Origin of the sequence: Cupriavidus metallidurans CH34 (assembly GCF_000196015.1) — a bacterium.
In the GTDB taxonomy this organism is placed as follows: domain Bacteria; phylum Pseudomonadota; class Gammaproteobacteria; order Burkholderiales; family Burkholderiaceae; genus Cupriavidus; species Cupriavidus metallidurans.
Genome location: NC_007973.1, coordinates 2,321,961 through 2,346,388 on the forward strand (window position 1 = coordinate 2,321,961; position 24,428 = coordinate 2,346,388).

General features: G+C 62.7%; 18 protein-coding genes and 6 tRNA genes. 10 read left to right on the forward strand and 14 right to left on the reverse strand.

Annotation, left to right across the window (positions count from 1 at the left end; all coding sequences use genetic code 11):
• Window positions 1–42 precede the first annotated feature (42 nt).
• Window positions 43–318, reverse strand: a complete 276-nt coding sequence (locus RMET_RS10680; protein WP_011516844.1) for a hypothetical protein — start codon at window positions 316–318, stop codon at window positions 43–45.
• A gap of 462 nt (window positions 319–780) precedes the next feature.
• Here RMET_RS10680 and trxA point away from each other — a divergent pair, with 462 nt between their 5' ends.
• The 6 genes from trxA (at window position 781) to RMET_RS10710 (ending at window position 7,316) form a co-directional block, all read left to right on the forward strand.
• A complete protein-coding gene (trxA, locus tag RMET_RS10685; protein WP_008647939.1) occupies window positions 781–1,107 on the forward strand; it encodes a thioredoxin TrxA in 327 nt (108 codons plus the stop codon).
• A 181-nt stretch (window positions 1,108–1,288) separates the two neighbouring features.
• Complete coding sequence (rho, locus tag RMET_RS10690; protein ID WP_008647942.1) at window positions 1,289–2,551, forward strand: transcription termination factor Rho; 1,263 nt, start codon at window positions 1,289–1,291, stop codon at window positions 2,549–2,551.
• A gap of 82 nt (window positions 2,552–2,633) precedes the next feature.
• Entirely contained in the window at window positions 2,634–3,524 is an 891-nt protein-coding gene (locus RMET_RS10695; RefSeq protein WP_011516845.1) for a M90 family metallopeptidase, read from the forward strand.
• A gap of 167 nt (window positions 3,525–3,691) precedes the next feature.
• Window positions 3,692–3,952, forward strand: coding sequence for a type B 50S ribosomal protein L31 (locus RMET_RS10700; protein ID WP_008647952.1), 261 nt, complete (start codon window positions 3,692–3,694; stop codon window positions 3,950–3,952).
• 154 nt (window positions 3,953–4,106) lie between these two features.
• Complete coding sequence (locus RMET_RS10705; RefSeq protein WP_029307545.1) at window positions 4,107–5,891, forward strand: ArnT family glycosyltransferase; 1,785 nt, start codon at window positions 4,107–4,109, stop codon at window positions 5,889–5,891.
• Window positions 5,892–5,966: 75 nt separating this feature from the next.
• Window positions 5,967–7,316, forward strand: a complete 1,350-nt coding sequence (locus RMET_RS10710) for an MATE family efflux transporter (protein WP_011516847.1) — start codon at window positions 5,967–5,969, stop codon at window positions 7,314–7,316.
• Window positions 7,317–7,518: 202 nt separating this feature from the next.
• Here RMET_RS10710 and RMET_RS10715 read toward each other — a convergent pair.
• From RMET_RS10715 to gltX, 7 genes are all read right to left on the reverse strand, one after another.
• A tRNA-Asp gene (locus RMET_RS10715) sits at window positions 7,519–7,595 on the reverse strand.
• A gap of 66 nt (window positions 7,596–7,661) precedes the next feature.
• Window positions 7,662–7,737 (reverse strand) — tRNA-Glu (locus RMET_RS10720).
• 109 nt (window positions 7,738–7,846) lie between these two features.
• Window positions 7,847–7,922 (reverse strand) — tRNA-Ala (locus RMET_RS10725).
• Window positions 7,923–8,072: 150 nt separating this feature from the next.
• Window positions 8,073–8,149, reverse strand: a tRNA-Asp gene (locus RMET_RS10730).
• 66 nt (window positions 8,150–8,215) lie between these two features.
• Window positions 8,216–8,291, reverse strand: a tRNA-Glu gene (locus tag RMET_RS10735).
• 7 nt (window positions 8,292–8,298) lie between these two features.
• Window positions 8,299–8,374: transfer RNA gene (locus tag RMET_RS10740), tRNA-Ala, on the reverse strand.
• 208 nt (window positions 8,375–8,582) lie between these two features.
• Window positions 8,583–9,980: a glutamate--tRNA ligase gene (gene gltX / locus RMET_RS10745; protein WP_011516848.1), complete on the reverse strand. Its 1,398-nt coding sequence runs from the start codon at window positions 9,978–9,980 to the stop codon at window positions 8,583–8,585.
• Window positions 9,981–10,175: 195 nt separating this feature from the next.
• On the opposite strand from gltX, the gene RMET_RS10750 reads away from it, so the two are divergent.
• On the forward strand, window positions 10,176–11,126 hold the full coding sequence (locus RMET_RS10750) for a patatin-like phospholipase family protein (protein WP_011516849.1): 951 nt from the start codon (window positions 10,176–10,178) through the stop codon (window positions 11,124–11,126).
• A gap of 133 nt (window positions 11,127–11,259) precedes the next feature.
• On the opposite strand, the gene RMET_RS10755 is transcribed toward RMET_RS10750, so the two are convergent.
• The 5 genes from RMET_RS10755 to RMET_RS10775 all read right to left on the reverse strand — a co-directional run bounded on the left by RMET_RS10755 (window position 11,260) and on the right by RMET_RS10775 (window position 18,025).
• Window positions 11,260–11,940, reverse strand: a complete 681-nt coding sequence (locus RMET_RS10755; RefSeq protein ID WP_008641698.1) for a C40 family peptidase — start codon at window positions 11,938–11,940, stop codon at window positions 11,260–11,262.
• Window positions 11,941–12,297: 357 nt separating this feature from the next.
• Entirely contained in the window at window positions 12,298–13,947 is a 1,650-nt protein-coding gene (locus RMET_RS10760) for an ABC transporter ATP-binding protein (RefSeq protein ID WP_011516850.1), read from the reverse strand.
• Window positions 13,944–15,074, reverse strand: a complete 1,131-nt coding sequence (locus RMET_RS10765) for an ABC transporter permease (RefSeq protein WP_011516851.1) — start codon at window positions 15,072–15,074, stop codon at window positions 13,944–13,946. The genes RMET_RS10760 and RMET_RS10765 overlap by 4 nt, the downstream gene beginning before the upstream one ends.
• Window positions 15,071–16,120 (reverse strand): microcin C ABC transporter permease YejB, encoded by a 1,050-nt coding sequence (locus tag RMET_RS10770; protein WP_011516852.1) that lies wholly within the window; start codon window positions 16,118–16,120, stop codon window positions 15,071–15,073. Before RMET_RS10770 ends, RMET_RS10765 begins: the two co-directional genes overlap by 4 nt.
• Before the next feature lie 18 nt (window positions 16,121–16,138).
• Window positions 16,139–18,025 (reverse strand): extracellular solute-binding protein, encoded by a 1,887-nt coding sequence (locus RMET_RS10775; protein WP_029310044.1) that lies wholly within the window; start codon window positions 18,023–18,025, stop codon window positions 16,139–16,141.
• A gap of 209 nt (window positions 18,026–18,234) precedes the next feature.
• Here RMET_RS10775 and fabI point away from each other — a divergent pair, with 209 nt between their 5' ends.
• Window positions 18,235–19,017 (forward strand): enoyl-ACP reductase FabI, encoded by a 783-nt coding sequence (gene fabI / locus RMET_RS10780; protein ID WP_008641690.1) that lies wholly within the window; start codon window positions 18,235–18,237, stop codon window positions 19,015–19,017.
• A gap of 61 nt (window positions 19,018–19,078) precedes the next feature.
• Here fabI and RMET_RS10785 read toward each other — a convergent pair whose 3' ends face one another.
• The gene (locus tag RMET_RS10785) at window positions 19,079–19,969 is read right to left on the reverse strand and encodes a LysR family transcriptional regulator (RefSeq protein ID WP_029310045.1); all 891 of its coding nucleotides are present in this window, start codon (window positions 19,967–19,969) and stop codon (window positions 19,079–19,081) included.
• 104 nt (window positions 19,970–20,073) lie between these two features.
• Between RMET_RS10785 and RMET_RS10790 the strand changes: the two genes are divergently transcribed.
• Entirely contained in the window at window positions 20,074–22,047 is a 1,974-nt protein-coding gene (locus RMET_RS10790) for an alkyl/aryl-sulfatase (RefSeq protein ID WP_011516855.1), read from the forward strand.
• Window positions 22,048–22,186: 139 nt separating this feature from the next.
• Window positions 22,187–24,076 carry a flagellin N-terminal helical domain-containing protein gene (locus tag RMET_RS10795; RefSeq protein WP_011516856.1) on the forward strand — a complete coding sequence of 630 codons (1,890 nt, stop codon included), beginning with the start codon at window positions 22,187–22,189 and terminating at the stop codon, window positions 24,074–24,076.
• Window positions 24,077–24,428: the final 352 nt, after the last annotated feature.

Below are 24,428 nucleotides of genomic sequence, written 5' to 3' on the forward strand. Positions count from 1 at the left end.
GAGGCCGAAGGCAACCCGTGACCCTCGGAACAGACATCTTGATTAGTTGTCGTCGCCTGCGCTGCCGCCCTCCAGACGGGCGCGCAGTTCGCGCGCCGTCTCCAGCAGGCCTTCATAGCCCGAGCGGGCGTGCTCGGGCAAATCGGGGTCGCCGATCAGCGTGCCGAGCGTTTCCATCACACTGTAGACCAGCCCCTTGGCGGCGCCGGTGGCGATGCTCTCGGACTCGACGGCGCTGCTGAGATGCTGCAGCGCATCGCTCAGGTGGTCCGCCTGGCTTTCATCGGACGGAGTGGGCTTGCGGGAGTCTGGCGTCATGATCAATAGCGTTGTGAATCGGTTTGTGCGTCACATGCGCACGATTCCATTCTACTCGCGTGTCACGTCTGTCTGAATGGATTACGCGTGGATTGCGCGGATACGCGAAGTGCATTCTAGATCATGCCGACGAGCAGGCCTCGCATGGCGCCTCCGCGAAGGCGCGGCAGATTAACTCAAATAAGGGATGCCAATAGCGGGAAACTCTTGCGGCGATTGACACTATCATCGGCAAAACGATTCACAACACGGCACAATATCCACTGTTGCCGCCCCCGGCTAAATCCCGATTCTGGCGAGGACTTGATTTTCGCCAAGCTGGTAACATATCGGCATCAGCGGCGCATACTGCCGCGCGCCGCCGCGCTGCGAGTCCGCGCAATGTCGTGTAAGGTAGCGGATCGCGCCGACAGCCGTTGTCCGCCTTCAACATAAACTGAGCGATACCTGAGGTTCCCCGCCATGAGCGAACAAATCAAATATGTGAGCGACGCTTCGTTCGATGCCGACGTGCTCAAGTCCGACAAGCCCGTGCTGCTCGACTTCTGGGCCGAATGGTGCGGTCCTTGCAAGATGATCGCCCCGATCCTGGACGAAGTCGCGAAGGACTACGGCGACAAGGTGCAGGTCGCCAAAATCAACGTGGATGAAAACCAGCAAGTGCCGGCCAAGTTCGGCATTCGCGGCATCCCGACGCTGATCCTGTTCAAGAACGGCCAAGTGGCCGCGCAGAAGGTTGGCGCGCTGTCGAAGTCGCAGCTGACCGCGTTCCTGGACAGCCAGCTGTAATCTGTACCCGCCCGGGGCCGAACGGCTCCGGGAATGCACTACCCGGTCATGCGTGCGTCAGCTCTGGCGCACCGGCCGGATTGTGCTATGATGCCACCCAACAACTTCCCCGAGCGTTCGCTCATTCTTTTCCCCCTTCTCCTTGTTCTTGCCCGTCCGGGCACTTCTGTACCCCTCGTCTATGCACCTGACAGAACTCAAATCGCTTCACGTGTCTGCGCTTCTCGAAATGGCGGCAACGCTCGAGATCGACAATGCACAGCGGATGCGCAAACAGGAACTGATGTTTGCGATCCTCAAGAAGCGCGCCAAGATGGGCGAAACCATCTACGGAGACGGCACGCTGGAAGTTCTGCCCGATGGCTTCGGTTTCCTGCGCTCGCCGGAAACTTCCTACTTGGCCAGCACGGACGACATCTACATCAGCCCTTCGCAGATCCGCCGTTTCAACCTGCACACCGGTGACTCGATCGAAGGCGAAGTGCGTACGCCGAAGGACGGCGAGCGCTATTTCGCGCTGGTGAAGGTGGACAAGGTCAACGGGCAGCCTCCCGAAGCGGTGAAGAACCGCATCATGTTCGAGAACCTGACGCCGCTGCATCCGAACCGGCCGCTCACGCTCGAACGCGATATCCGCGCCGAGGAAAACATCACCGGCCGCATCGTCGACATCATCGCGCCGATCGGCCGCGGCCAGCGCGCGCTGCTGGTGGCATCGCCGAAGTCCGGCAAGACCGTGATGCTGCAGCACATCGCCCACGCGATTGCGAACAACCATCCGGAAGCCGACCTGTTCGTGCTGCTAATCGATGAGCGCCCGGAAGAAGTGACCGAAATGCAGCGCTCGGTGCGCGGCGAAGTGGTGGCGTCGACGTTCGACGAACCTGCGATCCGTCACGTGCAGGTGGCCGAAATGGTCATCGAGAAAGCCAAGCGGCTGGTGGAACTGAAGCGCGACGTGGTGATCCTGCTGGACTCGATCACGCGTCTGGCCCGCGCCTACAACACCGTGGTGCCGGCATCGGGCAAGGTACTGACCGGTGGTGTGGATGCCAACGCGCTGCAGCGTCCGAAGCGTTTCTTCGGCGCCGCGCGTAACCTGGAGGAAGGCGGTTCGCTGACCATTATCGCCACGGCGCTGATCGAAACCGGCAGCCGCATGGACGACGTGATCTACGAAGAGTTCAAGGGCACCGGCAACATGGAAGTGCACCTCGAGCGCCGCCTGGCCGAGAAGCGCGTCTACCCAGCCATCAACCTGAACAAGTCGGGCACACGCCGCGAGGAACTGCTGATCAAGCCGGACATCCTCCAGAAGATCTGGATCCTGCGCAAGTTCATCTCCGACATGGACGAAGTGCAGGCGATGGAATTCATCCTGGACAAGATGAAGCCGACGAAGAACAACGCGGAATTCTTCGACCTGATGCGCCGCGGCGGCTGATGCCACGCTGGTAGTCCATCCTGATAAAAAGGCGTACCCTTGGGTGCGCCTTTTTTCTTTCGCCCCCCCCCTCGCGAGAACCATGCTCGGAAAGCTGACCAGTTTCCTGCGCGCCCGCTCGAAAGCGCGCAAGCTCGCCCATTACGCGATTCCCGACGATCTCTGGGCGCAAACCGTGGCTGCCCTGCCCTTCGTGCAGCGCTACGACGAAGCTGACCTGACCGCATTGCGCGAGCTGGCCACACTGTTCATCGCCAACAAGGAATACTCGACCGCGCACGACATGGAGCTGACCGATGAAATGGTGGTCAGCGTGGCGGCGCAGGCTTGCGTGCCCATCCTCAAGCTCGGCATCGAGTGGTATCGCGGCTGGCACGGCATCGTGCTCTACCCGGGCGAGTTCGTGATCCGCAAGACCATCCAGGAGGACGTCGGCTTCGAGGACATCGGTCTCGTACATGGCGTCGAGGAAGAGGCCAGTGGCGAGGCATGGGAACACGGCCCGGTGATCCTGTCATGGCCGGATGTGGCCTCGCCCGGCGCCGGGCTGGACGCCCACCACGGCGAACACGAACTACCGGTAGACACGTACAACGTCGTCATCCACGAATTCGCCCACAAGCTCGACATGCTCAATGGCGAGGCCGACGGTGTGCCGCCGTTCTCGCGCGTTCTACACCCGGGTGTCGACGCCGAGCAGTGGGCGGAGACCTTCCTGAGCGAATACGATACGTTCGCAGAAGCCTGTGACGCCTTGCCCGACCATATCTGGGACGACCCCGATCGACTCCCTCCCCGCCTGCAGGTGATCGATCCGTATGGCTGCGAGGCGCCGAGCGAGTTCTTTGCAGTGGCGTCCGAAGCATTTTTTGTAGAACCCATTGGCTTGCGACGGCAGTGGCCTACTCTTTATGACGCATTGACCCTGTTTTATCGGCAGAATCCAGCCGGGAATGCGGCAAGCGACACTTAAGACATCGCCAGTTGCCCAGCTACGACGCCATTTCGTTTGTTGCACCTGCACTTGATTTTCTGCCATAATCCCGGTTTGCCCGTTATCGGCAAGTGGTTCGCTCGCCGCAAGCTTTCTGACCTGCGGCACGACGAGCGGACTGGCTACCCAACCTGAAAGGAAGCACCATGAAAGAAGGCATTCACCCGAATTACCGTGAAGTCCTGTTCCACGACGTGTCGAACGACTTCAAGTTCGTGACCCGCTCGACGATCCAGACCAAGGACACGATCGAACACGAAGGCAAGACCTACCCGCTGGCCAAGATCGAAGTGTCGTCGGAATCGCACCCGTTCTACACCGGCACGCAAAAGATCATGGACACGGCCGGCCGCGTCGAGAAGTTCCGCCAGAAGTTCGGCAGCAAGCTGGGCGCCGCCAAGAAGTAATTGCCCCGCTTTATGCGAGCAAGCGCCGCGCCCAGAGGACAGATGCTCCCGCGGCGCGCGACCTGACAAAGAGGCAGCATCGGCTGCCTCTTTGCATTTGTGCCCCCACAAGACGATTTTCATGCGCCGGGGTCACATGCCTTACCATCTGCCGATGAGCCAAGCCAAGACTTCTCCCGTCCATCTGACTGCCGCTGCTACCGGTGCCCTCCCGCGTGCACTGCTGCTGGCGATCTGCATCATCTATGGACTGGCTGGCCTGTTCGGCCGCGACCCCTGGAAAAACGAGGATGCCGCCGGATTCGGCGTGATGTGGCAACTCGGCAGCGGCGGCCTGCAGGACTGGCTCATGCCGAACATCGTCGGCCGCCCCTACAGCGACGACGGCCCACTCGTATTCTGGATCGGCGGCGGCATGATCCGCCTGCTTGGCGGCTGGCTCGGCGCGCCGGATGCGGCAAGACTCGCCACCGCGCTGTTCTACTTCGCCACCTGCGCGCTGATCTGGTACTCGACCTACCTGCTGGGCCGCCGCGACGAGGTGCAGCCCTTCGCCTTTGCCTTCGGCGGTCAGCCTGACGCGCGGTCCTACGGACGCGCGCTCGCCGATGGGGCCCTGCTGATCTTCCTGGCCTGCGTTGGCCTGGCGTTGCGCGGCCACGAAACCACCGCGCAGGTCGGCCAGGTCTGCTTCATCGCCTTCACCTTGTACGGCCTCGTGCGCAGCCTTGACAAGCCGGTACAGGGCAGCCTCTGGTTCGGCGTCGGGCTTGGTGCCCTGTGCCTGGCCAGCGGGCCGATCCTGCCGCTGGTATTGCTTGCCGCAACACTCATTGCCGGATTGATCTGCCGACCGCTGCCGCTGATGCGGCTGCTGACGATCGGGGCGCCGCTTGGCGTTCTCATCATTGCCGTATGGATGGCCACGGTATATTTCGGTGCCACCGTCACGGACGATGCCGTGACCTATATTCGCGAGTGGGCTCGCTACGACCGCCACACCTACGGCCCGCCTTCGCTGGCAGCCGCCGGCTTCATCGCACGCAACTTCTTCCTGTTCTCGTGGCCGGTCTGGCCGATTGCCGCCTTTGCGTGGCTGTCGTGGCGCGGCATGCGCCGGGCACCCCACGTGACGCTGCCGCTGTCGTTCCTGGCCGTGCTGTTCGTGCTGCTGGTGCTGCTGCGCAGTCCGGGGGACGTGCAGTTCATCCTGCTGCTGCCGCCGATGGCCGTTCTGGCTGCCTTCGCGCTTCCGACGCTGCCGCGCGCGGCGATCAACGCGATCGACTGGTTCTCGCTACTGTTCTTCACGATTCTGGGCGGCACGATCTGGTTCCTCTGGGTCGCGAAGACGACAGGTTGGCCGCCACGCATCGCCAGCAACGTATTCCGTCAGTTGCCCGGATTCCAGCATACGTTCACGATCAGCGCCGTCATCATCGCGCTGGCGGTGACGGTGGCATGGGTGCTGATCGTGCGCTGGCGCCTGTCGCGCGCGCCGAAACAGATCTGGCGACCTGTGGTCATTTCTGCCGCCGGCACGACGCTGATGTGGGTCATGGCGATGACGCTGTGGCTGCCTTCCATCAACTACGGCAAGACCTATCGAGACGTGGCACAGGCCGCCCAACTGGCGCTGCCGTCCACCTATACCTGCGTGCAGCCCATCCGCATGGGCGATGCGCAGCTTGCCTCGTTTGCCTATTTCGGTCATATCCGTTTCGGCGGCCCCGATGACGGCTGCGACATACTGCTGCGGCATGATGCCGTGGACTACGGCGCCCCGAGCAGCATCTCCCATTTCGAATGGCGCCTGATCTGGGAAGGTCGCCGACCCGCCGACCGTGACGAGCGCTTCCGCATGTACCGGCTCGTCGATCTGTCGCACACCGCCCCGCCACGGCCGACAATTCAGCGCCGGCTGCCGCGTCAGCCCTGAGCATCCGCCGCCCGGTAGCGTCCGGACGGCGTTGCCACCCGCTGGCACGCAGCCGGCCCCTACCCTAGAAGAACGATGAGCAGCGCGCTGCAGGATATTCGTCGCATTACCCATCTGGCCGCCCCCGTGCTGGTTGGACAACTGGCGGTCATCGCCTTCGGTGTCATCGACACCATCATGTCCGGCCGCGCCTCGGCCACCGACCTTGCCGCTGTTGGCTTGGGCGGATCGATCTATGTCACGGTCTACGTCAGCCTGATGGGCGTGCTGCAAGCGCTCGCGCCTGTCGCGGGACAGTTGTACGGCGCCAACCGATCCGCGGAGATCGGCGCCGAGGTACGGCAGGCAGCATGGCTCGGTGTGGCGCTGGCTATCCCCGGCATGCTGTTGCTGCTGTTTCCCGCACCGTTGCTGGAATTCGCCAAAGCACCACCCGAGTTGGTCGAAAAAGCATCGCACTATCTGCATATCGGTGCATACGGCCTACCCGCAGCGCTGGGTTTTCGCATCTACATGGCGCTGAACAATGCGCTATCTCGCCCCGTCATGGTGACGGTGCTGCAGATTGCTGGCCTGGCACTCAAGATTCCACTCAATGCCTGGTTCATCGAAGGCGGTTATGGCCTCGCCCCGATGGGCGGGCCAGGCTGCGCGCTGGCATCCACGCTGATCAGCTGGATATGGTTTCTGTCCGGACTGGCGATCCTGCTGCGCGGTGCGGCGTACCGGTCCCTGGAGATCTTCACGCGTTGGGAGTGGCCACGCTGGGACCGGATTCAGCCTCTTCTGCGCCTGGGGCTGCCGATGGGACTCACCTACCTGATCGAGATCACGTCATTCACCCTAATGTCGATCTTCATCACACGCATGGGCACCGATACCCTTGCGGGGCATCAGATCATCGCCAACCTCAGCGCCGTGGCGTACATGATGCCGCTCTCGCTATCCATCGCGACCTCGACGCTCGTCGCGCAGTCCATAGGCGCACGCGATATGGCTGCCGCACGGCGTATCGGCTGGCGTGGCATTCGCTTGGGCGCCGGACTCGCGCTACTGACCGGCACGCTGCTCTGGCTGCTACGCGAGCCGCTGCTGCATGCCTATGTCAGCGACCCGGCCGTGATTGCCAAAGCATTGCCGCTGATGCTGTTTGTCGCGTTCTATCAAGCCTTTGATGCTGTACAGGTCATGAGCGCATTCATCCTGCGCGCGTACAAGATCGCGCTGATCCCGACGCTGATCTACGCCGGCTCACTCTGGGGCGTGGGGCTCGGTGGCGGCTATGTGATGGGTTTCGGCCTGATCGATGCGTTGCCCGCCTTCACGCGCGGCGCATCGGGCTTCTGGTTGGCCAACAGCATCAGCCTGGCAATTGCCGGAACGCTGCTGGTTCGATACTTCATGCGCGTGAGTCGCGTTGGATAACCTGAATCAATGGCGCACAGAAAAAATGCCCGCGTATGCGGGCATTTCTAATTTGGCGAAGCGGACGGGACTCGGCTACATCCCACAGGCTGCGGATTCGCTTGCAAGCGAATCTCTGCGAGTCCGGCCAGGAGCCGCGCAGATGGCTCGCTCCGTTCCGTACAGACGAAAAAAATGCCCGCTTGCGCGGGCATTTCTAATTTGGCGGAGCGGACGGGACTCGAACCCGCGACCCCCGGCGTGACAGGCCGGTATTCTAACCAACTGAACTACCGCTCCTTTTTCGGTTGCTATCCGAAGCTTCGCTCCGAACAGCCAACTGGACGTTTGATTACGTCCAACATCTGGCGTCCCCTAGGGGATTCGAACCCCTGTACTCACCGTGAAAGGGTGATGTCCTAGGCCTCTAGACGAAGGGGACAGAAACTATTTGCAAGCAACGTTTCCGTCTACTGCTGCGAAGTCCGCCATTTTAGCAGAGATTTCGCAATCTGAGGCACTTTTTTACTGCATCCGTGCCTCGGAAATTCTGGTGGAGCTAAGCGGGATCGAACCGCTGACCTCTTGCATGCCATGCAAGCGCTCTCCCAGCTGAGCTATAGCCCCAAATTATAATCGCAGCCCATTACTGCAGCACGATCATCTTTGATTTTTTGAGGCTGAAAATTTGCCTCGGGTAAATCGAAAGGTGATTATCAGATAATCACCTCTCACCCAAATAAAAACCCGCTTGGTTTCACCCAAGCGGGCTCAGTCTGGCGGAGCGGACGGGACTCGAACCCGCGACCCCCGGCGTGACAGGCCGGTATTCTAACCGACTGAACTACCGCTCCTTTGTCGGTTGCTGTCCGAAGCTTCGCTCCGGACAGCCAACTGGACGTTTGATTACGTCCAACATCTGGCGTCCCCTAGGGGATTCGAACCCCTGTACTCACCGTGAAAGGGTGATGTCCTAGGCCTCTAGACGAAGGGGACAGAAACTTGGTGGAGCTAAGCGGGATCGAACCGCTGACCTCTTGCATGCCATGCAAGCGCTCTCCCAGCTGAGCTATAGCCCCATAGTTACTGCCATTTACTGCAATCTTGCTCACCAGATTTACTGCGTTTCTGGCGAAGCGGCGATTATAAAGCATTCTCACCGTTTTGCAAGCCCCGTTCGGTTTTTCAACCGCTCTGCTTGACTCGCGTCGTGCAGCAGGGAGAACGAGATTATGCTGAAGTCTCGACCAGAGCGCAAGCCCCAGCCGAGACTTTTTCAGCAGTTTTTTACGCTGCAGCCAAACGGCGCAGCACCGTGTCGCGACCGAACAGTTCAAGCACCGCGTCGATGCTCGGCGTCTGCAACTGTCCCGCCACCAGCAGGCGCACCGGCATCGCCAGCTTCGGCATCTTCAGACCGAACTCCGCCAGCACTGCCTTGAACGCGGCACTGATCGCTTCGCGCTTCCACTCCGGCAGCGCCGCGAGTTGCGTGGCCAGCGCCTGCAGTGCGGGGCGAATCTCGTCCGTCAGGTGTTCGGCCTTCAGCGCCGCATCGGCCTGCGGCTCGCCGCGATAAAACAGCATCGCGGTCTGCGCCACTTCCTTCAGCGTGTTCGCGCGATCCTTGACCAGCGCGATCACGTCCACCAGGTTCGCGCCTTCGACCTTGCCGCCGAGCGCCTCGATGAACGGACGCGTCAGGTCTGCCAGGCGCGTGTTGTCACCAACCTTGATGTAATGGTTGTTGAGCCACGCCAGCTTTTCCGGGTTGTATTGCGCCGGGGACTTGCCCAAGTGCTCCAGATCGAACCATTCGACGAACTGTTCGCGCGAGAAGATCTCGGCATCGCCATGCGCCCAGCCCAGTCGCGCCAGATAGTTCAGGACCGCCTCCGGCAGATAGCCCTCATCCCGATATCCCGTGACGGGCAACGCGCCATGACGCTTACTCATCTTCTCACCCTGCTCGTTGAGCACGGTGGGCAGGTGGGCGTAGACCGGCACCTCGCCACCCAGGGCGCGGATGATGTTGATCTGCCGCGGCGTGTTATTGACGTGGTCATCGCCCCGGATCACGTGGGTGATCTTCATGTCGAGGTCATCCACCACCACGCAGAAGTTGTAGGTCGGCGTGCCATCGGGGCGGGCAATGACGAGATCGTCGAGTTCATCATTCGAGATCTCGATGCGGCCCTTCACGGCGTCGTCCCACACCACGCTACCGCCGATCGGGTTTTTGAAGCGCACCACGGGCTGCACGCCAGCCGGCGGCTCGGGCAGCACCTTGCCCGGCTCCGGACGCCAGAAACCGTTGTACCGCGGCTTTTCGCCAGCAGCACGCTGCGCTTCGCGCAAGGCGTCAAGCTCCTCGGTACTCATATAGCAGTGGTAAGCCAGCTCGTTGTCGAGCATCTGCTGTACCACCTCGCGATACCGGTCCATCCGCTGCATCTGATAGAAGGGGCCTTCGTCGATGTCCAGATCGAGCCAGGCCATGCTTTCCAGGATGACGTCGACGGCGACATCGGTCGAACGCTCGACGTCGGTATCCTCGATACGCAGGATGAAGTCGCCCTTCATGCGGCGGGCAAACGCCCACGGATAAAACGCGGAGCGAATATTGCCGAGGTGAATGAAGCCGGTCGGACTCGGTGCGAAGCGGGTGCGGACGCGTTGTGTCATGGTTCGGGGAAACAAAAAGGCCCGCGCACGGATGCGCGCAGGCCGGATGTCAGGGAATGCTGCATTATACGCGCTGCCCGACACGATCTCCGCCCTGGAATCATTTATGCTGCCGCCAGTCTGACATTCGGCCATACGCGATGCGAGGCCCCATGGGGCCTCCAGCATCACATCCAGCAAGATCTCCTTCCCTCGATGCAACGACGAAACTTCCTGGGCGCTTCGGCAGCGATGCTGCTGGCAGCCTGCTCCTTCGGCCCCAAGCCGGACGCGACAAACCCCGGCACCACTGCCGCCGTGCCACCCGTGGCGACCAACCCGCCCCGGCCAATCCGCATCGGCCTGGCGCTCGGCGGCGGAGCGGCGCGTGGCTTCGCGCACATTGGCGTGATCAAGGCGCTCGAAGCCCAGGGAATTCGCCCGGATATCGTCACGGGCACCAGCGCGGGCTCAGTGGTAGCGGCACTCTACGCGTCGGGCATGGATGGCTTTACGTTGAACAAGCTCGCGCTGACGATGGACGAAGCGACCATCGCCGACTGGGCCCTGCCCTTCGGCACACGCTTCGGCGGCTGGCTCAAGGGCGAGGCGCTGCAGAACTACGTCAACCGCCTGGTCAAGAATCGTCCGATCGAGTCGATGAAGCTGCCGCTCGGCATCGTTGCCACGGATCTCAAGACCGGTGAGCGGATTCTGTTCCGGCGTGGGAATACCGGCCAGGCCGTACGCGCATCGAGCAGCGTCCCGGGCGTATTCCAGCCGGTGGCGATCGGCGGCCACGACTACGTCGATGGTGGCCTGGTGGAGCCGGTACCAGTGGATGCCGCCCGCGAGATGGGCGCCGATTTCGTGATCGCGGTGAATATCTCTGCCGATCCGGCGAGTCAGAAAAATGGCGGGCAGAGTGGTGTCCTGCTGCAGACGACGGCCATCATGGGGCAGTCGATCAACAAGATGGCGCTGGCGCGCGCCGACGTTGTGATCCGGCCCGACCTGCCGGATATGGGCGGCAGCGATTTTACGTCGCGCAATCGGGCGATCCTGGCTGGCGAGCAGGCCACATCTGCGGTACTAGCGGCATTGCGTGAAAAGCTGGCCGCCGCGCGCAATCGTCCGGCGACGGGCGGAACCGTCGCGACACAATAAGCAGCGACACGCCGCGCCCGAACATCGCTCTCCCCCAAACAACACACAACAAAAAAGGACTGCCTGAGCAGTCCTTTTTTGTTTTGCCTTCGGGATTTGCCGCTTCAGCAGCCGCAAATCCTAGGCACCGTACTTAGCCACCGTAAAGCGAGCGGCCCTGGGCATTCGGATCGTAACGCTTGAGCGTCTCGATCATGTTGCTGGTGTTCTCGACCGAGCCACGCGCCGAATCGTCGATACGGCGGGCACCGTTGTAGCGCGTCACCCAGTAGGCGGCACGCATGTCATCGACACGGATCTTGCTGCCGGTGGACGGCGCGTGCACGAACTTGTTGTCGCCAATATAGATGCCGACGTGCGAGAACGTGTGGCGCATGGTGTTAAAGAACACCAGATCGCCGGGCCGCAGATCGTTCGCCGCAACCGTGGCGCCAACCTGGCTCATTTCGACGGAGCGACGGGGCAACATGAAGCCGAAGGTGTCGTTGAACACGTAGCGGACGAAGCCGCTGCAGTCCAGACCCGACTCGGGGCTGTTACCGCCGAAGCGATAACGAACACCGATCAGACCCAGCGCGTTCATGACCAGGTCGCCAGCTTTCGTGGCGACATTGCTGGTGGAGTTCATCATCGACGACAGCAAGCCACGCTTGCCTTCCGGATGCGCGTCCGTGACATCCGCACGGGCATCGATCCGGGCGTCGGTATCCTTGAACACCGTATCCGCCAGCACTCCATTCGACACAGTCGCACCGCAGACAATGGCAATTCCAACGGCGGCGCGCGCCAGGGAATGAAGTACCGTTCGCTGCATTGGTTCTCCTGATGATCGGACAAATCTGACCGGCGAGTAAGACAACACCGGACAGCGTGAAAACATCAGGGCGGATCGGACGCAAGAAGTACGCCAGTAGAAAAGCTCCCGTCTCGCACCAACCGCGTGCACTGCTGGTCTTCCCCAAGACCTCACGCGGCGGACGAACCACCCCCAAAAAACTTATCGGGCGATCTTAAAGTAGCCGCCCTTGACATGTCAAAGATGGTTACAAATTTCCCTCAAATCGCCTGCAAATCAACGAACTAGCGCAAAAAACGCATCCAGTTTCTTGGTTTTCGCATAAACAGCGCATGTTACGCCGGCGTGTCAATGCATGATGCGACGCACATCAAATCAAGCCGAACCTAGCTGGGCCGCCGCCATCAGCTTGCGTGTATACGAATGTTGCGGTGCGCCGAGCACCGTTTCGGTCTCGCCCGACTCCACGACCTCGCCGTTCTTCATCACCACGACCCGGTGCGCCATGGCGCGAATCACCGCCAAGTCGTGACTGATAAAGAGATAGCTGAGGTTGTACTTGTGCTGGAGCTGTGACAGCAGAGCCAGCACCTGCTGCTGAATCGACACGTCAAGTGCAGAAGTCGGCTCATCCAGCACCAGCACCTGCGGTTTCAGGATCAGCACACGGGCAATGGCGATACGTTGCCGCTGGCCACCCGAGAACTCGTGCGGGTAGCGCCCCAGCGCCGTGCGGTCGAGCCCCACTTCGCGCAGTGCCTCGATCACGCGCTCACGCGTTGCCTCGCGCGACAGGCCCGGCTGGTGCAGCGCGAGCCCCTCCTCCACGATCTGCTCGATCGTCATCCGGGGAGACAGCGACCCGAACGGGTCCTGAAATACCACCTGCATCCGTGAGCGTAACGCGCTGCGCTCCTTGCCCGTGCAGGTATCGAAGCTCCGGCCCAGGAACTGGATCGAGCCGCTACTCTTGCGCTGGAGCGCGAGCACGGCGTGAGCCAGCGTCGTCTTGCCTGAGCCCGACTCACCTACGATCCCGACCGTTTCCCCTTCGCGCAACTGCAGGTTCACCTCCTTCACAGCCGGGAATGCTTCCTTGAGGAACCAGCCCGCCATGCCAGGACGCTTCTTCATGTAGTTGACGCACAGCGCATCGGTCTCCAGCAGCACCGGGGCCAGCGGCACCAGCGGCAACACCTCGCGCCGGGGCCGACTGTCGATCAGCTTGCGTGTGTAGGGATGGTGCGGATTGGAGAAGACCTCGGCGGTCTCGCCCGTCTCGACCAGGACGCCCTTTTCCATCACGCCCACGCGCTGGGCGAACGCCCTGACCATGTTCAGATCGTGCGTGATCAGCATCACCGCCATGCCGAACTCGGCCTGCAGGTCGCGCAACAGATCCAGGATCTGGGCCCGGATGGTCACGTCCAGCGCTGTGGTCGGCTCGTCGGCCAGCAACAGCTTGGGGCGGCACGCGAGCGCCATGGCGATCATCGCGCGCTGACGCTGGCCACCCGACAACTGGTGCGGGAAGCTATTGAAACGGTTGGGCGCGTCGGTGATGCCGGTGCGCTCGAGCAGCGCAATCGCGCGATCGCGGGCAGCCCGGCGGTCCAGCCCTTCGTGCAGCGCCAGCGTCTCCACGATCTGGTTACCAATCGTGTAGAGCGGGTTAAGCGCCGTCATGGGCTCCTGGAAGATCATGGCGATTTCCGACCCGCGAATGCGGCGCATCTCGCGATCGGACACCTGCAGCAGATCTTCGCCCTCGAAACGGATCGAGCCCTGATAGTGCGCATCCTCGACCAGTCGAAGCATCGCCAGCGCGGTCACGGTCTTGCCCGAGCCCGATTCGCCGACCAGCGCGTAGCGCTCGCCGGCCCGAAGGTCGAAACTCACTTCGCGCACCGCGCGCGTGGCGTGCTCGCCCTCCCCGAAGGTGACCGACAGGCGGTCCACGCACATTAGCTTGGTACCCGGCGCTGGCACTGCCGCCGGTTCGGTAAAGGTCATGGCCGTGCTCATCGGACGGCCTCCGCTGCCCCGCCACGTGCCGGCACCTTCGGCGCCACGCGGCCGCGCATCTGGGCCAGGCCCATGCGCGTGTCGAACGCATCGCGCAGCGCGTCTCCCATGAACGTCAGCAGCAGCAGTGTCAGCACCAGCACCGCGAAGGTCGACAGGGAAATCCACCACGCATCGAGATTTGCCTTGCCCTGCGCCAGCAGCTCGCCCAGGCTAGGCGTGGTCGGCGGCACGCCAAGACCGAGGAAATCCAGACTCGTGAGCGCCAGAATCGCCGCGCTCATCCGGAACGGCAGGAACGTGATCACCGGCGTCAGGCTGTTCGGCAGGATATGCCGCCACATGATCTGCACATTCGACAAACCCAGCGCGCGGGCCGACTTGACGTAGTCGAGCGAGCGATTGCGGTAGAACTCGGCGCGCACGTAGTCGGACAGCCCCATCCAGCCAAACAGCGACAGCAGGATGATCAGCAGCGCCAGACTCGGCTCGAAGATCGAGGCAAAGATGATCAGCAGGTACAGCTCGGGCATCGAGCCCCATATCTCGATCGCGCGTTGCGACATGAGGTCGAACCGGCCGCCGAAGAACCCCATCAGCGCGCCCGTCAGCGTGCCGACCAGCACGCCGATGACGGTCAGTGCCAGCCCAAACAGCACGGATACGCGGAATCCATATAGCAAGCGAGCCAGCACATCGCGGCCACGGTCATCGGTGCCAAGCCAGTTTTCCGCCGAGGGCGGCGCCGGATTCGGCTCCTTGGCGAAGTAGTTGATCGAATCGTACGAATAGCGGTTTAGCGGAAAAATCGCGAAATTGCCATGCGTCGTAATTCGCTCGAGGATGAACGGATCAAGATAGTCGGTGCGCGTTGGGAAATCGCCGTCGAACGTGGTTTCCGGGTAGACCTTGGCGATCGGCAGGTAGTACTCGCCCTTGTAGCGGACCAACAGCGGCCGGTCGCTCGACAGCACCTCGGCGCACAGGCTCAGCACGAACAGCGCCACGAACAGGATCAGGCTCCAGTAGCCAAGCCGGTTGCGACGGAACCGTTGCCAGGCGCGCTGACGCGGAGACAGCGAGTGCGGCAGCCCGTTCTGGATTGGGGCGCGTTTGAAGGGATTCATCGATGCATCCCCTCGAAGTGAATACGAGGATCGACCATCACGTAGCAAATGTCCGAAATCAGGCGCGTCACCAGACCGATCAGCGTGAACAGGTACAGCGTGCCGAGCACCACGGGGTAGTCACGACGCAGCACCGCCTCATAGGACAGCAGACCCAGCCCGTCGAGCGAAAACAGTGTTTCGATCAGCAGCGAGCCGGTGAAGAACGCGCCGATAAACGCCGCCGGGAACCCCGTCACGAGCGGAATCAGCGCGTTACGGAACACATGCTTCCAGAGCACGCGGTGCTCGGACAGGCCCTTGGCCCGCGCGGTCAGCACGTACTGCTTGCGGATTTCCTCCAGGAACGCATTCTTGGTCAGCATGGTGACCACGGCGAAGCTGCCCACGACCGATGCCGTGATCGGCAGCACCAGGTGCCAGAGGTAATCCATCACCTTGCCCATGAGCGACAACTGGTCCCAGTCATCGGAGGTCAGGCCGCGCAGCGGGAACCACTGCACGAACGTGCCGCCGCCAAACAGCACCAGCAGCAGCACGCCGAGCACGAAGCCGGGGATCGCATACCCCACCAGCACGATCATGCTGCTGATCACGTCGAAGCGGCTGCCGGCCCGGATTGCCTTGGAGATGCCCAGCGGCACCGATATCAGATAGGTCAGGAAGAATGTCCAGAGCCCCAGGCTGATCGACACAGGCATCTTCGACTTCACCAGTTCCCAGACGCTGCGGTGCTGGAAGTAGCTCTGGCCGAGGTCGAACTTTGCAAAGCGCTTGAGCATCAGGAAATAGCGCTCGATCGGCGGCTTGTCGAAACCGTACAGCGCCTGGATCTCCTTGATCTTGTCCGGGTCCACGCCGCGACGGCCGCGATACTCGGCACCGCCGCCGCTGGCCTCGGCAGCACCGCCCCGCCCTTTCATCTCAAGCATCATCTGCTCGACTGGGCCACCGGGCACGAACTGGATCACGACGAACGTAAGCGTAATGACGCCGATCAACGTCGGAATCATCAGCAGAATGCGCTTCAACAGATAGGCAAGCATGGCCGTCCGGGTTCGGGATTACTGGGTCTTTGGCACCAGGTCATTGCGCCACCAGTTGGAGAGGATCCAGCCTTCCGCCGTGTAGAAGTACGGCAGACGCGTCGGGTACGCCATCTCCTTGCGATATGCCACACGATGGAACGCACTGTACCAGTTTGGCACGATGTAGTAGCCATGCATCAGCACACGGTCGAGCGCGCGGCCGGCGGTAATCAGTTCATCGCGCGATCGGGCGTGCAGCAACGTGTCGACAAGCTTGTCGACCGCCGGCGATTTCAGGCCGAACAGGTTGTCGGAACCGGGCGTGCCCGCCGCTTCAGCCGTGAAGCGGTCGCGCAGTTCGTTGCCGGGGCTCTGGGAATCCGGGAAACGGATCGACACCATGTCGAAATCGAAATCCTCGAGCCGCTTCTGGTACAGCGCGAAGTCCGTGGTGCGCTGGTTCACCTCGATGCCGAGCTTCTCCAGGTTACGGATGTACGCCGTGATAACCCGACTCATGGCGCCGCCGTCATCCAGGAATTCGAACACCATCGGCTCGCCCTTGGCATTGCGCAGCGCACCATCTGAATAGGTCCACCCCGCCTGCGCCAGCAACCGGCGCGCATCGCGCAGGTTGTCGCGCAGGGAGCGCGGCGGGTTCGTCGTGGGCTGCACGACATCCGCGCCGAACACTCCGGCCGGCAACTCGGCGCGCAGCGGCTCCAGCAACGCCAGTTCACCCGGCCCCGGCTTGCCATCGAAGGTGGTGCTGGCGGCCAGTTCGCTGTTCGAGAACCAGCTGTCAAGCCGCTTGTAGGCCCCGTAGAACAGTTGCCGGTTCAGCCACTCGAAATCTAGCGCGAGGATCAGCGCCTGGCGCACCCGCACATCCTGGAACATCGGCTTGCGCATGTTCATCACGAAGCCCTGCATCCCGGCGCCATTGCGGTGCGGGAACTCGGTCTTGATCAGCTCCCCTTCCTTGAAACGCGTGCCGACGTAGCTCTTGGCCCAGTTTTTTGACCGATATTCGACGATCGCATCGAACTCGCCGGCCTTGAATGCCTCGAGTTTGGCCGTTTCGTCCTTGTAGAGACGGTAGACCACCCGGCCGAAATTGAACGTGCCGCGGCGTACCGCCAGATCCTTGCCCCAGTATTTCGGGTCGCGCGCGAACACGATGCCACGCCCGGCGTCGTAGCGTTCGATCTTGTACGGTCCGCTGGTGATCGGCTCCTCGAAGGTCAGCTTGTCGAACGATACCTTCTCGGTCCACTTCTTCGAGAACACCGGGAGCGAGCCGACAATCAGCGGCAGTTCGGGATTGCGTTGCTTGAAGTCAAATCGCACCGTGCGTTCGCCGGTCACCACCACGGCTTTCACATCGGTGCACATGCTGCGATAGCCCGGGCTCGCGAACTTGCTCATCAGCATGTCGTACGAATACTTGACGTCCGACGCCAGCACGGGGTCGCCGTTGACAAAGCGTGCCTCGCGGCGAATTTGGAACGTCACCGACAACTCGTCCGGCGCCACCGTGACATCGTCGGCCAGCAGGCCATAGGAGCTGGCGGTCTCGTCGGCGCTGCTGATCAGCAGCGACTCGAACATCAGGGCGTTGAGCCCCGGCGCGGACGTGCCCTTCAGAGTGAACGGGTTGAACTTGTCGAAACTGGTGCGGCGGTCCGGGTTGGCCAGGGTCAGCGTGCCCCCCTGCGGGGCATCGGCATTGACGTAGTCGAAATGCTTGAAGTCCGGCGGATACTTGAGGTCGCCGTGGAGCGCAAAGCCGTGGGCTGCGAAAGCAGATAAGGGAAAACCCGAAGCCAGCACGATCGACAGCGCCGCCCACCCTTGCACTACCGCGCGTCGACAGAAGCACTGCCCTGCCGCCCGAAGCGGCCAACGTGCACGAATCAGCATCCGGTTGCAGACCTCCACAATGCCCAGGACAGCCCGGCGGCTTGTGGCCGGGCGAAGTTGTGCGACAATTTTACATGCGTTCGGGTGGCCAACAGCCATCCGGACATTCCCTCTACGCGGTGCAACAAAAGCGGGAAAGTTTGCTTATTGTGCATCGGCCATGGGCCATCGCATAAAATACGCCCGCCCCACACATATTTGGAGAATCTATGGGATTTCTGGCAGGTAAGCGGATCCTGATTACCGGTTTGCTTTCGAACCGTTCGATCGCCTACGGCATTGCAGCAGCGTGCAAGCGTGAAGGCGCGGAACTGGCGTTCACTTATGTCGGCGAACGATTCAAGGACCGCATCACGGACTTCGCCAAGGAATTCGGCTCCGACATGATCTATGAGTGCGACGTAGGTAGCGATGAACAGATCGACGCCACGTTTGCCGCACTGGGGCAGCGCTGGGAAAAATTCGACGGTCTGGTGCACTCGATCGGCTTCGCGCCGCGCGAAGCCATCGCCGGCAACTTCCTGGACGGGCTGTCGCGTGAAGGCTTCCGGATCGCACACGATATCTCGGCCTACAGCTTCCCGGCACTGGCCAAGGCCGCGATGCCGCTGCTCAATGACAAGGCATCGCTGCTGACGCTGACCTACCTGGGCGCCGAGCGTGTGGTACCGAACTACAACACGATGGGCCTGGCCAAGGCTTCGCTCGAAGCCAGCGTGCGCTACCTGGCGTCGGCGGTCGGCCCGCGCGGGATGCGTGCCAACGGCATTTCGGCCGGTCCGATCAAGACCCTGGCCGCCTCGGGCATCAAGGACTTCAGCCGCCTGCTCAAGCATTTCGAAGACGTGGCACCGATCCGTCGCAACGTGACGATCGAAGAAGTCGGCAACGTCGCGGCCTTCCTGCTGTCGGATCTGGCCAGCGGCGTGACCGGCGAGATCACGTATGTCGACGGCGGCTACAACATCGTGGGCACGGCCGTCGAGGACTGATCCCGGCTTCGCACCGCCCCTGCGATCCAGGCGCCCCAACACGGGGCGCCTTTTTGTTTCTTCAGGCCACCGCCTCGATCGCCGCCACGGCCCGCCCGGCGGCCGGCGAGAGCGTCCGCTGCGCAAGCCGCACGACCGCGAACTGCATCGTCATGGCGGGCAGACCCGGAACGTCGAGCGGCACCAGACTCCCCGCCGCCGTCTCATCGCGGACGGCACGCGCTGGCGCCAGCAACACCGCATCGGTATGTTTGGCGAGATAGGTCAAGGCCCGGAAATCGTTGCTTTCCACCTGAAACGGCAGTGCCTCCCCCGGCTTGCAGCGCAACACCTTGCGCAGCCGCTCGTGCGTTTCGGGCGGGAACACCACCGATACCAGCGCTGCCTCCCTTAGCGCCGGCAGCAACACGGGCCGCCTCGCCAGCGGATGCCCCTGCCGCACGAACAGGCCAGCCGACTCCTCCGGCAGCCGCTGCACTTCCAGCTCGGCCAGGGTCGGCACTGTGCTCTGCTCGATCACGACGAAATCCAACCGCTCGGCGCGCAACGCGTCAAGCAGCGCGCGAGGATCACTAACCTCGGTCGCAATCTGCAGCCCGGGCCACTCCCGGTGCAGCAGGCAAAGCACCTCCGGCAGCAGCATCGCTGCCGGAAAGGCGCCGAGTCCGATCTGGACGCTGCCGATCTCGTGCTGCCGCACCAGCGTCAGGTCGCGGGTCAGGCAGTGCGTCTCGAACAGGATGCGCCGGGCGCGCTCGGTGACCATGCGCCCGACAGCGGTCAGCGTCACGCCGCGTGTGCCGCGATCGAACAGCACCGCGCCGGCTTCCTCTTCCAGTGTCTGGATGCTTCGCGTCAACGCCGGCTGACTCAGATGGACCCGCCGCGCCGCCGCTGCCAGGGAGCCCTCCTCCGCCACCGCGACCAGATGTTCAAGCCGTTTGAGATTCATATATGCGTAGATTGCATTGCTGCGATACGAAATTTGCACTTGAATTATAGGTCCGCACCGCATCCAATGACTCTTTTCCCGACTCAGCCCTGTAGAGCCTACCCATGCGCATTGCCCGCTTGACCGCCCTTGCTTCCGCCGCGCTGACGATGTCCGTCGCACTCGCCGGCCCGAATCCCGCTACTCCGCTGACCGAGCAATCGAACGCCGCATGGCTGCGCAAGCTGCCGTTCGCCGACCGTGCCGACTTCGAAGATGCCAAGCGCGGGCTCGTGGCGCGCTTCCCCGAGCCGACGATCAAGAGCGCCGACGGCAAGACAGCGTGGGACTTCGGCGCGTATGCCTTCGAATCGGCGGCGGACGCCCCGCCCACCGTTAACCCGAGCCTCTGGCGACTGGCGCAACTGAATAACGAAGCTGGCCTGTTCAAGGTGGCTGACCGCGTCTATCAGGTGCGCGGCGCCGACCTGGCAAACATGAACATCGTCGAAGGCGACACCGGCCTGATCATCATCGATACCTTGCTCACGGCGGAAACCGCCCGGGCCGCGCTCGACCTTTATTACGCGCACCGTCCGCGCAAACCCGTGCTGGCCGTGATCTATACGCACAGCCACGCCGATCATTTCGGCGGGGTACGTGGCATCGTCAGCGAGGACGACGTGAAATCCGGCAAGGTCGAGATCCTGGCGCCGAATGGCTTCATGGACGAAGCCGTCAGCGAAAATGTGCTGGCAGGCGGCGCGATGGGCCGACGGGCGCAGTACATGTACGGCACCAACCTGCCGAAGAACGCCACGGGCCAGGTCGATACCGGCCTGGGCAAAGCCACTGCGCGCGGCACCATCACGCTGCTGGCGCCCACGTCGTCGATCACCAAGCCGATCGAGACGCGCCGGATCGACGGCATCGACTTCGAATTCCAGCTCACCCCGGGCACCGAGGCGCCGGCGGAGATGAACATCTATCTGCCGCAGTTCCGCACGCTTTGCATCGCCGAAAACGCGGTGCGCACCCAGCACAACCTGCTGACGCTGCGCGGCGCGCAGGTGCGCGACGCCAAGGCATGGTCTTACTTCCTGAGCCAATCGCTATTGCGCTACGGCGATCGGACCGATGTGCTGATCGGCCAGCATCACTGGCCCACCTGGGGCCACGCACGCATCGTCGAGATGCTGTCCGACCAGCGCGACATGTACGCCTACCTGAACGACCAGACCCTGCGGCTGCTGAACCAGGGCCTGACCCCGCTCGAGATCGCCGACACGCTCAAAACGCTGCCCGAGCCACTGGCCAGCAAGTGGTATGCACGGGACTACTACGGATCGGTCAGCCATAACGTACGCGCGGTCTACCAGCGCTACCTGGGCTTCTACGATGGCAACCCGGCGCACCTGAACCCGCTGCCGCCCGAGCAAACGGCCAGGAAGACCATCGAATGGATGGGCGGCGCCGATGCCGTGCTGGCCAAGGCCCGCGAGGCCTATGCACATGGCGACTACCGCTGGGTGGCGCAGATCGGCAATGACCTGGTCTTCGCCGATCCATCGAACGCCGCGGCGCGCGCGCTGCAGGCCGATGCGCTGGAACAGCTTGGCTACCAGAGCGAGAACGCCACGTGGCGCAACATCTACCTGACCGGCGCTCAGGAACTTCGCGATGGCGTGCCCAAGCTGCAGGGCAGCTCGCTCGGCTCGGCCGATCTCGTGCGCGCGCTGACGGTGCCGAACTTCTTCGACTATCTGGCCGTGCGCCTGAACGCGGACAAGGCCGCCGGCAAGGCCATGACGCTGAACTGGCAGTTCACGGACCTGAACCAGCGCTACGCGATGACGCTGCGCAACAGCGCGCTGACCTACGTGGCCGATGCCCAGCACGCGCAGCCGACCGCCACGGTCACGCTGACCAAGGCCACGCTCGACAAGATCAGCCTGAAGCAGCTCACCCTGCCGCAGGCCATGCAGTCGGGCGCGATCCGCATCGATGGCAACCCGCAGGCCGTGGCGGGCCTGTTCGCCATGCTCGACACGTTCGACCCGGCCTTCAATATCGTCACGCCGCACGGATACCAGAAGTAACCGCGCGGTTCGCCACGCCGGCTCCAGCTCGAGCCGGCGGCTCGCATCCCCCGCTTTGGTGTGGGAACGCTACATTCAAGCCAAACGTCAAATGTGTCGATAACCGTGCTAAATGTCATAACAATAACCAGCACGAGTCATGGCCCTTACCATCGCCAGCAATGTCCTGGCGCTCAGCGCATCCCTGCAAGCGGGGAAAGCGGGCAACGCAGTGGGCGACACCATTCGACGCCTGTCTTCCGGGCTGCGGATCAACTCCGCGCGGGACGACGCAGCGGGCCTGGCCATTGCCAGCCGAATGCGGGTGCAAGTCAGTGGGCTGAACCAGGCACGACGGAATGCGGGCGACGGCCAATCCATGCTGGAGACCGCCAGCGGTGCCCTTGACTCCCTGAGCGCACGCCTGCAGCGCATCCGCGACCTGAGCGTTCAAGGCCTTAACGGCACACTTTCGCTCACGGATACGGATGCGGTCCAGGCCGAAATCAATGCGAACCTGAAGGAAATCGACCGCCTCACGCAGCAGTCCACGTTCAACGGCTTGCGGCTGCTGGACGGCAGCGCTGGCATGGTCAACCTGCAGGTCGGCGCGAACGATTCGGACAAGCTGTCCGTGAACCTCGGTGGTTCCGGCTTTGGCGTCAACGCCCTGGGCCTGAAGGACTTCACGATCGCCGGGCTGCCCGGCACCGTCAGCGGCCTTAGCGTGCTCCAGGGCCGCAGTACCAACGTCATGATCGACAGCCCGACCACCACCGTCCACTGGCCGGCGGGCAGCACGAGCCCCAACCTCGTGCGGGACGTCAGCGGCACCATCTATGTGCAGGACGTGGACGGCGCCGGCAAGCCAACCTATCAGCAAGTGGGGTACCGGCCGACGACCGATACGGTAACGGGACTCAGCGACGTCGCGCTCTCTCCGTCAGGCCCGCCAGTGTTCCAAAGCCCGGCGGCGGTGGCATCGCGCGCCATCGGCGTGCCGAGCCTGCTTGACAACACGAATGCGCCGATCGCCGGCGCTTCACTGGTCCAGGCCGACGATGGCCGCTATTTCATCCTGAAGGCCGGCAACTACTATCAGGCCAGCCTAGGTTTCGGCACCTCGGGAACGGTCACCGCAAAGGCCGCCGACATGACGTCGCCGCTGACCGCGGCGGACTTCTCCACGCTGCCGGCAACCGTCACGCAAACGCCGCCCGTGGATCCCGCTGCCGACACCGTCGCGTTCCAGGACGCCAGCGGCGTCAGCCTCAGCGCATCCGCCTCGCGCCTGCTTCAACGCAACAACGGCACCTATGTGATCGAGGTGGATACGGGCGGCGGCAATTTCCGCTATTACGATGCAGCGCTCACGATGAGCGACGACGGCACCACGCGGACCATGACAGCCAGGGCGGTGAGCACCACCTACCAGTCGTTCACGGACTTGCCGTCGGTCAGCGGCGATTCGACGGTGACCATCGACCCGGCAAAGGTCTCGGTCAACTACACCGATCGAAACGGGGTGACCTATGGCAACGTGCTCGGGCTCGACGCCAGCGGCAACTACGTGTTCAACCTCCCGCAGTCGGCCAAGACCGGCACGCTGGTGACCGCGCAGGACGGTTCGCAGTACATCCGCACCGTCAACGGCAGCGAAGACGTGCTGATCTTCTACCCACTGACGTTCACCGCGCTGACCGACGCCTCCACCAACACGACGGTGCTCAATGTGGTGGAAGCCGGCGAAGGCATCCGTCTTAAGCAGCCGCTCGATCCGCTGGCAACGCTTGATCGGGCGCTCGCTGCCGTCGACGCCCAGCGCAGCCTGCTGGGTGCGGCGCAGAATCGGCTCGATTCGATCACCAATGCCCAACAGACGACCGCCACCAACCTTGATACAGCGCGTTCACGGATCGAGGACGCCGACTACGCGGCCGAGGTCTCGAAGATGACTGCCGCCCAGATCGTCAGCCAGGCCGCCACGGCCATGCTGGCACAGGCCAACCAGCAGTCTCAGTCGGTGCTTTCGCTGCTGGGCCGGAACTGATTGCGGCCGACGTCAGCGGCATGGCACAGGCCCCGCCGCTGACGTCGCGGAATCGATCGCGGGCCGGCCTAATGGCAATCAGGAGAGCCAACCGGCGCTAGCGCCCCCGCCGTTCACCCGGCCGATCACAATCCCCATGCATCGCACAGTACCTTTCCAGCAGCACTGATTCCCGATCGCTCAGTACGATTCTTCCGGGCTTGTCCGGCGACGGCTCACCAGGCGCCCAATAGTGTCGATGAGACGCGAAGTCGCGCCATACCGCCCAGACTGACAGCCCCACCATCGCTACGACGTAGATGGCGACATAGACGTTGTTTCTACTCACAGATCCCTTCCGCATACGGCTCGG

Excerpts from the sequence above, each read along its gene's own strand:
- RMET_RS10755 (WP_008641698.1), bottom strand. The coding sequence starts at position 11,940 with ATGCAGCGAACGGTACTTCATTCCCTGGCGCGCGCCGCCGTTGGAATT.
- RMET_RS10765 (WP_011516851.1), bottom strand. The coding sequence starts at position 15,074 with ATGAATCCCTTCAAACGCGCCCCAATCCAGAACGGGCTGCCGCACTCG.
- RMET_RS10785 (WP_029310045.1), bottom strand. The coding sequence starts at position 19,969 with ATGAATCTCAAACGGCTTGAACATCTGGTCGCGGTGGCGGAGGAGGGC.
- RMET_RS10795 (WP_011516856.1), top strand. The coding sequence starts at position 22,187 with ATGGCCCTTACCATCGCCAGCAATGTCCTGGCGCTCAGCGCATCCCTG.
- trxA (WP_008647939.1), top strand. The coding sequence starts at position 781 with ATGAGCGAACAAATCAAATATGTGAGCGACGCTTCGTTCGATGCCGAC.
- RMET_RS10695 (WP_011516845.1), top strand. The coding sequence starts at position 2,634 with ATGCTCGGAAAGCTGACCAGTTTCCTGCGCGCCCGCTCGAAAGCGCGC.
- RMET_RS10770 (WP_011516852.1), bottom strand. The coding sequence starts at position 16,120 with ATGCTTGCCTATCTGTTGAAGCGCATTCTGCTGATGATTCCGACGTTG.
- gltX (WP_011516848.1), bottom strand. The coding sequence starts at position 9,980 with ATGACACAACGCGTCCGCACCCGCTTCGCACCGAGTCCGACCGGCTTC.
- RMET_RS10710 (WP_011516847.1), top strand. The coding sequence starts at position 5,967 with ATGAGCAGCGCGCTGCAGGATATTCGTCGCATTACCCATCTGGCCGCC.
- rho (WP_008647942.1), top strand. The coding sequence starts at position 1,289 with ATGCACCTGACAGAACTCAAATCGCTTCACGTGTCTGCGCTTCTCGAA.
- RMET_RS10680 (WP_011516844.1), bottom strand. The coding sequence starts at position 318 with ATGACGCCAGACTCCCGCAAGCCCACTCCGTCCGATGAAAGCCAGGCG.
- RMET_RS10750 (WP_011516849.1), top strand. The coding sequence starts at position 10,176 with ATGCAACGACGAAACTTCCTGGGCGCTTCGGCAGCGATGCTGCTGGCA.
- RMET_RS10775 (WP_029310044.1), bottom strand. The coding sequence starts at position 18,025 with ATGCTGATTCGTGCACGTTGGCCGCTTCGGGCGGCAGGGCAGTGCTTC.
- RMET_RS10700 (WP_008647952.1), top strand. The coding sequence starts at position 3,692 with ATGAAAGAAGGCATTCACCCGAATTACCGTGAAGTCCTGTTCCACGAC.
- RMET_RS10760 (WP_011516850.1), bottom strand. The coding sequence starts at position 13,947 with ATGAGCACGGCCATGACCTTTACCGAACCGGCGGCAGTGCCAGCGCCG.
- RMET_RS10790 (WP_011516855.1), top strand. The coding sequence starts at position 20,074 with ATGCGCATTGCCCGCTTGACCGCCCTTGCTTCCGCCGCGCTGACGATG.
- fabI (WP_008641690.1), top strand. The coding sequence starts at position 18,235 with ATGGGATTTCTGGCAGGTAAGCGGATCCTGATTACCGGTTTGCTTTCG.
- RMET_RS10705 (WP_029307545.1), top strand. The coding sequence starts at position 4,107 with ATGAGCCAAGCCAAGACTTCTCCCGTCCATCTGACTGCCGCTGCTACC.